The organism is Pseudomonas sp. SORT22 (assembly GCF_018417635.1).
GTDB lineage: Bacteria > Pseudomonadota > Gammaproteobacteria > Pseudomonadales > Pseudomonadaceae > Aquipseudomonas.
Genome location: NZ_CP071007.1, coordinates 3,350,377 through 3,359,814, shown reverse-complemented (window position 1 = coordinate 3,359,814; position 9,438 = coordinate 3,350,377). Strand labels below are relative to the sequence as shown.

The following is a 9,438-nucleotide window of genomic DNA, read 5'->3' as shown; positions in this document are numbered from 1 at the left end:
CCGCTGTGACGGCACGATTGCGGCCTTTACCGGCAGGATGGTCGCGGTTGGCCGCAGGCTTGCACTCGCTGCCAGGCGGCTCGGCAGGGGTGGCGGGAGCATCTCGGCGAAGGCGCGGCGCCATTGGCGGCCGCCGCGAAGGGCTGAAGGCTTACAACCCGAGAGGCTCGCGCCACAGCACGTAGCGGTCCTTGCCACTGCGCTTGGCCTCGTACAACGCCTGGTCGGCCTTGACCAGGGCGTTGCTCAGGGTGTCTTCGGCGAGGATTTGCGCCAGGCCGATACTGATGGTCACCGGATGCTCGGCGACTTCGTCACGGACCCGCCGACACAGGGCGTCGATGCGCCGTTCGGCGTCGGCCTGGTTGAGCCCCCAGACGTAGATCACGAACTCTTCACCGCCCAGCCGTGCGTACTCGAATTCGCTCATCGAGGCCTTGATGTCGGCGGCGATGCGCTTGAGCACCACGTCGCCGATGTCGTGGCCGAACTGGTCGTTGACCTTCTTGAAGTTGTCGATGTCGATCATCGCCAGGTAGCGCGTGGCGGCCGCGTCCTGCTGCAGGTGTTTTTCGGCCTTGGCCATGAACGAACGGCGGTTGGGGATCTCGGTCAGGGCATCGACGTAGGCTTGCTCGAGCAGCAACTTGGCCATGTAGAAGTTGTACAGCTTGGCCCGGCGCATCTTCAGGTAGCTGTACAGGGTCAGGCCGTTGAGAAACACCGCATAGCAGACGAACATGCTGCCACGCAGCTCGAACAGGTGCATGTCCGGGACCTGGAACGGGTTGAGGTTGACCCAGGTCACCAGCATCGTCGCCAGGAACGACCACCGCCGCACCGGCAGCACCGACACGCTGTACAGCACACTCGAGGCGCCGAGCACCATCCAGGCCGGGCGCAGCGCTTGCGGCAGGCCGTCGATCACCAGGCGCACCGCCAGGGTGATCACGGCGATGAACACCAGGTTGAGCACATCGAAATGCGCCGCCTTGCGGGCGAAGCCGAGGATGATGGTGAGCATGCCCATCACCGCGATGAACAGCGCCGACAGCCAGGTCAGGCCCTGATTGCCCTGGTAGCTGACGATCAGGTCGAACAGAATCCAGATCCCCAGGCTCAGCACGAACACCAGCAAGCTGAACGACTTCAGGCTTTCGAAGTCGTGCTGGCGGAATTCTTCGCGCAGTTGCGGCGGTGCGACGTTCCTGCGCACTTGCTGTTCGATGGTCTTGTACATGGCAGCCCTGAATGCTCGAAGAAGACGGTTTCAGTGCCCGGCCAAGGGCAGTACCCCCTGGGTCCAGGGCCGGTAGCGCAACGAGAACACTGCCCGCGGATGACAGTCGCTGCGCAGCTGCGGTGGCGCTGCCACGGCAGTGAAGGGCTGGCCGGCGGCGCTGGTCTGGCGAAAGGCTTCGTTGACGATGCCGATGCTGCAGGGCAGGGCATCCTCGTAGTTGTGGCGCACCAGCGGCGCCAGGCGCCCGGTGCCGGCGCCGTCCTGCCACCAGACCTGCAGCTTGAGGCTGGCCAGCTGCTCGAGCCAGCGAGCATTGACTTGCGGGCTCAGGCGCGCGGCGCTGAAAGCGCTGATGTGCAGCGGCGCATCCAGGCGGCGATTGAAGGCCTGTAGCTGGGTGTACAGCGCCTGGCGGCGGTCGGCACTGTGAAAGTGCAGGTCGTCCAGCTCCATCGGCAGGTACCAGCCGGCCACCGGCAACTGCCAGTCCTGGCGGATCTTGCGCTGCTGGGCCAGGGAATTGCCCAGTTGCGCGCGCCAATAGGCGGCCAGGCCGGCGCCATCGAGTTCGTCGATGCGCTGGTAATAGGCGGCGTCCATGTACAGCCCCAGCACCAGCTGCAGACCTTGTTCGTGGGCCAGGCGCAGGCTGTTGGCCAGCCAGCCCCGGGCACCGCCGAAGTCGCTGTCGCCATAGGCGCTCCACTGCACGATCAGGGTTTTGCCGCCCTGGGCCGCAGTGGCTTGCCACAGCGCGCGCCACTGCGCCTCGCTCAACTGCGCGTCGCGGTTCAGCGGTTGGTAGAACAGGCGCTCGTCGGCAGTTGCCTGCAGGCTCAGGACGAACAGCATCACAGCGATCAAGCGGCGCATCAAAAGGTCAACTCCGCACCCAGCAACACGCCGTTGGCGTGTTCATAAAGATTGCCGCCCAGCGACTGCTGGTATTCGGCGCGTACTTTCAGCGAACCGCGATAGGCGTTGTAGCGGTCGTCGTCGAACCACCATTGCCAGCGCAGGCCCAGGCCGGTGCGCAGGTCCTGGCGCCAGTCGTTGCTCGGGTCCTGGCTTGAGAACTCGAGAAAACCATACGGCATCAGGGTTTGTGGCGAGGCACTGGGCAGCTTCCAGGTGTGCCCGCGCTGGTAGCGCGACAGCCATTGATGGTCGCCGGCGCGGGTCCACCAGGCGGCATCGAGGTAGAGGAAACGCTCGTCCCACTCGTCCTCGTCGACCCGCCAGTCGTTGCGCCATTTGCCCTGGTCGAGGTACGAGGCGGTGGCGCGCAGCAGCAGGTCGTTGCTCGACTCGGCATGGCCGCGCAGGTCGCCATAGTTGTCGCCGACCTTGCTCGGGCTGAGCAACTGGCCAAGGCTCAGGCCGCCGTAACGGGCATCGTCGATCTGGCGCTGGTGGTACAGCTCGGTGTACAGGTTCAGGTTGCTGGTGCCCAACGGCTTGTAGCGCAGGCCGACGCCGGTGCCCATGCTCTGCGCATAGTCGTTGCGCCCGCTGCCGCCGAACAGCACCCGGCCGTAGACCGAGAAGGTGCTGCCGTTGCGGCTCGGCTCTTCACCGAGGGCGTGGTCCCACATCGCCAGTTGCACGTTTTGCGAAGTGGCGCGGCGGTCCTGGCGGTCATCGCGAAAGTTGTCGTTGGTCGAGACGCCGGCCGGCGACCAGGTGCTGACCAGGGTGAAGCTGTCGCGCCGCGACAGCGCCTCGTGGGCGCGGCGCTGACGGTACTTGCGGGCGTCCAGGCTGCCGAACTGGTCGTCGCCATCGACCAGGTCGTGTTCGACGTCCAGCACCCGGCGCAGCTCTTTACGGGCCGCCGCGCTGTTCTCGACTTCGTCGTAGCGCCAGGCCAGGGTTTCGCCGATCCGGTAATCCTCGGGGAAGGCCTGAGCGGCGCGCTCAAGGTAGGGGATCGAGCGGGCGCGGGTTACTTGTTGTTCCGAGCCCGCCAGGCGCATGCCGTAGTCGGCGCTGTAGCGCGGCTGCTCTGGCGCCAGGCGCACGGCCTCGGCAAGCCAGGCGGTGCTCTGCGCCAGGTCGCCGTTCTGCGCGGCGGTCACCGCAGCGCCATAGTAATGGTCGGGGCGCGGTTGCTGCGCGAGGGCCTGGCGCTGGTAGTCCATGGCGTCGTGGACCTGGTAGTCGCGCTGGGCGATGGCCGCGCCCAGCGCCCAGTCATCGGCCGTTACCGGCGTTGCCTGTTTCCAATAGGTGTATGCCAGGTGAGGATTGTCGGCGTTCAGCGCACTGCGCGCGGCGGTAAGCCGGGCGTTGGCGGTCCACTCGCTGTCGGCCAGGGCTTTCCACAGCGGTTGCGCCGCGTAGGAATCGCCGGCGGCTTCCAGGGCGTAGGCCAGCGGCAGGCGGCTGCCGGTATCGCCCAGGTCTGCGGCGGCCTGGTAATAGACCACCGCTTCGCCAGGGCGCTCGGGCATGGCGCAGCGGCCCAGGGCACGCAACTGGCCGACTTCGCTGGGTGTGGCGGGGATCGCCTGGCGTACCGTGTCGCACTGCCCGCGCTCGGCCAGGCGGGCGAGCAGCAGGGCGCGGTTGGCGGCATCGACCCGCGGGATCAAGGCGGCCATTCGCCGGCTGTCGAGCGGCGCATCGTCGGCACTGTAAAGCCCGGCCAGGCGCTGCAGCAAGGGTTGTGGCAAGCGGCCCTGGCGGCGGTCGTAGGCCTGTTCGAGCAGTTGGCGCACATGCTCCTTGCGGCCCTCCTTGAGCTGCAGGAAGCTCGCTTGTTCGAGGGCCTGCAGGTCGCCGCTCTGGCGGTACAGGCGCTCCCACATCTGTGCGGAACGCGCCTCGCCACCCGGGCCCTGCAGGCGCTGGTTGAGTACCAGCCAGGCTTTGGGGTTGTCATCGGCGCGGCAGCCTTTGAGCTGCTCGCGGGCGGCCTGCGGATCGTGGCGCGACAGCCATTCGGTGGTTTCCAGGCATGGCCGGTTCAGCTCGTTGCTGAGCCGCCGTACCAGCGCGGCATCATCGCCCTGGCGCGCCAGTTCCCACAGCTGCCGACGATTGGCCGGGTCGTGCAGGTCTTGCTCGGGCAGCGACTGCAGCCAGCGCTGGGCCAGCTCGGTGTGGCCCATGGCAATTGCCCGGTTGGCCATGGCCAGGCGGGTCTGGCGGGCGATCTCGGGGGTGGGCGCCTGCTTGAGCAGTTGTTGCAGTGGCGCCTCGTCCAGGCGCTGCACGTAGGCGTTGGCCAGGCGCTGCCAGTCTTGCGCCGGCAGCTCGCCGCGCTCGGCCAGCGGCGCCAGGGCGGCGATGGTCTGGCTCCAGTTGCGCAGTTGCTCGGCCCAGTTGGCCCGGGCCAGGCGCAGGATGTTGTCGTCACCATGGGCCGGCAGGTGGTTGAGCCACTCCAGGGCCTTGGCCGCGCCACCGAACTTGGCCAGGCTCAGGCTGTAGGCCTGCCACAGGCGGATACGCTGGTTGAGGCTGCTGGTGGCGATCCAGCCCTCGACCCGGCTTGCGGCGGGTGGGTCCTGCTCGATCCAGGTCAGGCGCAGCTCCAGCAGGGCGTCGGCGTCGCTGCTGCTGGCGGCTTCGGCCAGTTGCTCGGCTTCGCGGTAGCGGCGCTGATGGGCCAGGGCCTGGATCAGCAAGGCGCGGGCTTCGCTGTTGTTGGGTACCCGCTCGAGCAGGTGGCGGGTCAGGCGTTCGACTTCTTTCCAGTTGTCGGCCTTGGCCTCGCGGTAGCTGCGTTCAAGGAAGGGGTAGCTGCGAAAGCGTTCGAAGTCGCTAAGCGGCGCGGCCAGGCCGTGCACGGTGTAGAACGACAACAACAAACTGGCCAGCGTCAGCGGCGGGCGCACACTCATGCCACCTCCCGGGTCAGGTCATAAGCGGCTTGCTGTTCTTCGAGCTGCTCGGCGAGGGCGTCTTGCAGTACCGCTTCGCTGATGATGCCGCGGGCAATCAGGTGCTCGCCCAGGGACATGTGCTCCGGGTTGAAATCGATCAAGGCCTGGTTGAACAACGTGGGGGGGACCATGCCGCGCACCTGCAACAGGGTGCCGAGCATGATTTGGTGGTGACTGACCCGCTCAAGCAACGCGGCATCGTCCTGATGCTTTTCGAGAACCGCGAGCATGTGCCGGGTCTCCTCCTTCTGCCAGGGGCTGGGGTAGTGGTAACGCAGGCCGAGGGTGACCCGGCCCTGGGGCGCCAGGCGATATTGCACCGGGCGCTTGAGTTGACGGCTGATGACCCCGAGGGACACCTGGCTGACCGGGCCTTCGCTGGCCAGGATCAATGTATCGCCGTCTTGCGCTACCGGCAGCACCCCGTAGTGCACTGCCAGGCGGCGGGGCAGCAGGGTAATCAATTTGCGCTCAAGTTTGAATGGATTTAATGGCGCCCAGGGTAAATCCAGTTGTTCGGCCAGGGTTTGCACCAGTTGCTCGCTGGTCAACAGCCCGCGCAGCAGCAGTTCGCGGCCCAGGCGCCGGCGCACCGGGCTGGTGATCAGCACTTGCAATTGCGCCTCGCTGATCAGCCCCTTGGCCACCAGGCGCTGACCCAGAGGCGTGCGTGCCGGCGCGCCGAGGGCCGGGAACTCGTGGGTGGTCTTGTCCCAGGCCACACGGCGCGAGTCGCCCATTTCCATGACCTGGCGCAGCGCCCGCAGGTTGGCGAAGAAGTTGACGAAGTTGCTCCACATCATCCGCGGCGCCGACAGCAGCCCCTCGAAGATGCCGTAGTAACGGGTGACGAAAAAGCCACGCTGGAACAGGCGGTTGATCAACAACAGGCCGTTGAGCCAGAGCAGGGTCATCAGCAGCGGGCTGTCGCTCAGAATTGACTGGAAGCGCCAGGCGTTGGGCGCCAGCATCGTCACCAGCCACATGGCGATCAGCACCAGGAACAGCAGGTTGACCAGAAAGCTCAGCAGGTAGGCGAACAAGCCGCGGCGGTCGCGCCAGAGAAAATAGTTGAGCGCGCCGGTGCGGCTCCAGCCCAGGTTGCTGGTGCCCTGGAAGACAATGCCGACAATCCACCGCGACTTTTGCCGGATCGCATGCTGCCAGTCGCGCGGGAAGTGCTCGCGCACGCAGATGACCTGGGCGAACTCTCGGCTCATGCCCCAGCGCCAGTCGCGCTTGAGGGCCAGTTGCGGGTCGCTCATCGAGTAGCGGGCGAAGATACACTTCATGCCCTTTTGCTTGAGGCGAAAACCGATGTCGTAGTCTTCGGTCAGGCTCTGCACGTCGAAGGCAATGCCGTCGCCGTCTTCGAGCAGGGCGCTGATCGCCTTGCGGCTGAAGCAGGTGCCGACCCCGGCGCTGGGCACCTGGCCGGTCAACGCTTCGCGCACGATCACGTCCTTGCCGTGGTTTTCGGCGAACTCGTCGACGTAGTGCCCGGCAGTAAAACCGCGCCACTCGGGGGCGAAGGGGTAGACCGGGATCTGGATCATGTCCTTGTTCGGCAGCAGGTAGTTGTACAGCCGCAGCTCCATGGGCGAGATCACGTCTTCGGCGTCGTGCAGGATGAAGCCGGCGAACTCGATGCGCGCGTCCTGCTCAAAGCGCAGGATCGCATCGATGATGTTGTTCAGGCAGTCGGCCTTGCTGGTCGGCCCGGGCCGCGCGCACACCACCTTGTGCACGTTGGGGTAGTGCAGGCACACGGCGTCGACGTCGGCCTGGGTCTGCGGGTCGTTGGGGTAGGTGCCGACGAAGATCTGGTAGTTTTCGTAGTCGATGGTCGAGGCTGCCAGGCGCGCCATCTCGCCGACCACACCGACCTCGTTCCAGGCCGGGACCATGATTGCCAGGGGTTTTTCCGGCACTTCGAAAAGGCGTTTTTCGTCGGCCTTCTCGTACTTGTCGTAGATGCGAAAGCGGCGAATCAGCTTGCGGCCCCAATAGACGATGTCGATGAACAGGTCATCCAGGCCGAGCAGGAACATCAAACTGGCAAGGACGATGGCCAGCAGCTTGAGGCCGAACAATACATAGGTGAAGAAATCGACCCAGGCCAGGCTCATGCCTCGTCTCGCTCAGCGGCGTTTTCCTCGAGCCAGCGGCTCAGGCGTTCGGCGATGCGTTCGCTGGCATGGCCGTCGCCGTAAGGGCTGAACACCCGGCTCATGCGTTGGTAGGCCTCGCTGTCATCGAGCAGGCGGCTGGCTTCCTTGACAATGCGTTCGGTCTGGGTGCCCACCAGCATCACCGTGCCGCCTTCGAGCACTGACGGCCGCTCGGTGACCTTGCGCAGCACCAGCAGAGGCTTGCCGAGTGCCGGCGCTTCTTCCTGGACGCCGCCCGAATCGGTGAGGATCAGGTAGGCGCGGTCCATCAGCCAGACGAAATGCTGATAGTCCTGGGGCGCCACCAGGAGGATGTTCGGCTGATGCGAGAGCAGCGCGTACACGGCTTTTTGCACCTGCGGGTTGAGGTGCACCGGGTAGACGAACTGCACGTGCGGGTAACGCAAGGCAAGTTCGGCCAGGGCCAGGCAGATGCGTTCGAAACCCTGGCCGAAGTTTTCCCGGCGATGGCCGGTAATCAGTACCAGGCGCTGGTCGTCGCGCAGTTGCGCCAGCGGCGACTCGGGCGCAGGTTTCCACTGGCTCTTGTTCAGGTGCTCGCGCATCCACAGCAGCGCATCGATCACGGTGTTGCCGGTGACTTCGATGTGCTCGAGCACCACGCCTTCGCGCAGCAGGTTGTCGCGGGCCTTGGTGGTGGGCGGGAAATGCAGGTCGGCGATCACCCCGGTCAGGCGCCGGTTGGCTTCCTCGGGCCACGGCGCCTTGAGGTTGCCGGTGCGCAGCCCTGCCTCGACGTGGCCGATGGGGATCTGCCGGTTGAACGCCGCCAGCGCGGCGATGAAACTGGTGGTGGTGTCGCCGTGCACCAGGACGATGTCGGGCTGGATGCGTGCGTAGGTGTCGTCGAGCTGTTTGAGCAATTGCTGGGACAGGCCGTTGAGGGTCTGGTTCTGGGTCATCACCTTGAGGTCTTCATCGACGCTCAGGCCAAAATCGTGCAGCACTTGCTGGAGCATTTCCCGGTGCTGGCCGGTGGAGCAGATGTTCAGCTCGATATCCGGCCACTGGCGCAACACCTGGGCCAGCGGGGCCATTTTGATCGCTTCCGGGCGTGTGCCAAACACCATCATGACTGTGTACGCCATTGTCCCGCTCCTCGTCCGTCCTTTTCTGAGAAGTTGTACGTTCTGCCGCTCTTGTAAGGTTTAGATACAAGCAGTAGAAGGCGGGGTTGTCCAATGGGCGGGTCAGCGATTGCTCAAGGCCCCAGGGAGAGTGCCAGCCAGTCGAGAAACGCCCGCAGCGCAGGTTCGCGCTCGCGCCCCGGCAACCACACGGCGCTGTACTGCGCGGCCGGCAAGCGCACCTCAGGGTGCCACGGCTGCAGCACACCCTGGCGCACACTGTCGGCCACCAGCACGTTGCTGGCCAGCACCAGCCCATAGCCGGCAGCGGCTGCCTGCAGGGCATGGTGCTCATCGTCATAGTGATGAAAACGCGCCCGTTGCAGCCAGTCTTCACACCCGGCCAGGGCGCACCAGCGGGCCCAGTCGATGACTACGCCACTGACCGAAGTCCACGGCACTTCAAGCATCGACAGCGGCAGATTGGCAGGCGGCGGCTGCCAACCGGGCGGGGTGTATACCGAGAAATGCTCGGCCAGCAATGGCAACCGCTGCAACGCCGGATCAGGATTGAATTCGGCACGCAAGGCCAGGTCGAAACGGTGCTCGCGCTGCAGGTCGACCACCTCGTTGCCGGTCAGCACCCGCACCTGGATGTCGGCATGGCGGCGATGGAAATCGCCCAGCCGCGGGATCAGCCATGCACTGGCGAAGGCCGCGGTGGTGGTCAGGGTCAGTTGCTGGCGATCACAGGGCGGTTGCAGGTCGTCAAGACTTTGCTGCAGGTTGGCCAGGCCCTGGTGCACCTGCAGGTACAGGCGCTCGCCGGCGTCGCTGAGCCTGACACCCTGGCGGCTGCGCTCGAACAGCAGCAGGCCCAGCTGCGATTCCAGGCGTTTGATCTGGTGCGAAACCGCCGCAGGCGTGACTGCCAGTTCGTCGCTGGCAGCCTTGAAGCCGCCCAGGCGGGCCGCCGATTCGAAGGTGCGCAGGGCAGTCAGGGGCAGTTTGCCGAACACGGTGCTCAAGCCAATTGAGGGAGGCTC

At 65.7% G+C, this 9,438-nt stretch carries 6 protein-coding genes; all 6 read right to left on the bottom strand.

Annotated elements, in window-relative coordinates; all coding sequences use genetic code 11:
- Positions 1-151: 151 nt before the first annotated feature.
- Complete coding sequence (locus tag JYG36_RS15275) at positions 152-1,240, bottom strand: GGDEF domain-containing protein (RefSeq protein ID WP_213601464.1); 1,089 nt, start codon at positions 1,238-1,240, stop codon at positions 152-154.
- A 30-nt stretch (positions 1,241-1,270) separates the two neighbouring features.
- The gene (locus tag JYG36_RS15270; protein WP_213601463.1) at positions 1,271-2,116 is read right to left on the bottom strand and encodes a DUF4434 family protein; all 846 of its coding nucleotides are present in this window, start codon (positions 2,114-2,116) and stop codon (positions 1,271-1,273) included.
- A complete protein-coding gene (locus JYG36_RS15265; protein ID WP_213601462.1) occupies positions 2,116-5,091 on the bottom strand; it encodes an NfrA family protein in 2,976 nt (991 codons plus the stop codon). The genes JYG36_RS15270 and JYG36_RS15265 overlap by 1 nt, the downstream gene beginning before the upstream one ends.
- Positions 5,088-7,262 (bottom strand): cyclic di-3',5'-guanylate-activated glycosyltransferase NfrB, encoded by a 2,175-nt coding sequence (gene nfrB / locus JYG36_RS15260; RefSeq protein ID WP_093383415.1) that lies wholly within the window; start codon positions 7,260-7,262, stop codon positions 5,088-5,090. The genes JYG36_RS15265 and nfrB overlap by 4 nt, the downstream gene beginning before the upstream one ends.
- Positions 7,259-8,413 (bottom strand): non-hydrolyzing UDP-N-acetylglucosamine 2-epimerase, encoded by a 1,155-nt coding sequence (gene wecB / locus JYG36_RS15255; RefSeq protein ID WP_213601460.1) that lies wholly within the window; start codon positions 8,411-8,413, stop codon positions 7,259-7,261. The genes nfrB and wecB overlap by 4 nt, the downstream gene beginning before the upstream one ends.
- Positions 8,414-8,526: 113 nt before the next feature.
- Positions 8,527-9,411, bottom strand: coding sequence for a LysR substrate-binding domain-containing protein (locus JYG36_RS15250; RefSeq protein ID WP_213601459.1), 885 nt, complete (start codon positions 9,409-9,411; stop codon positions 8,527-8,529).
- Positions 9,412-9,438: the final 27 nt, after the last annotated feature.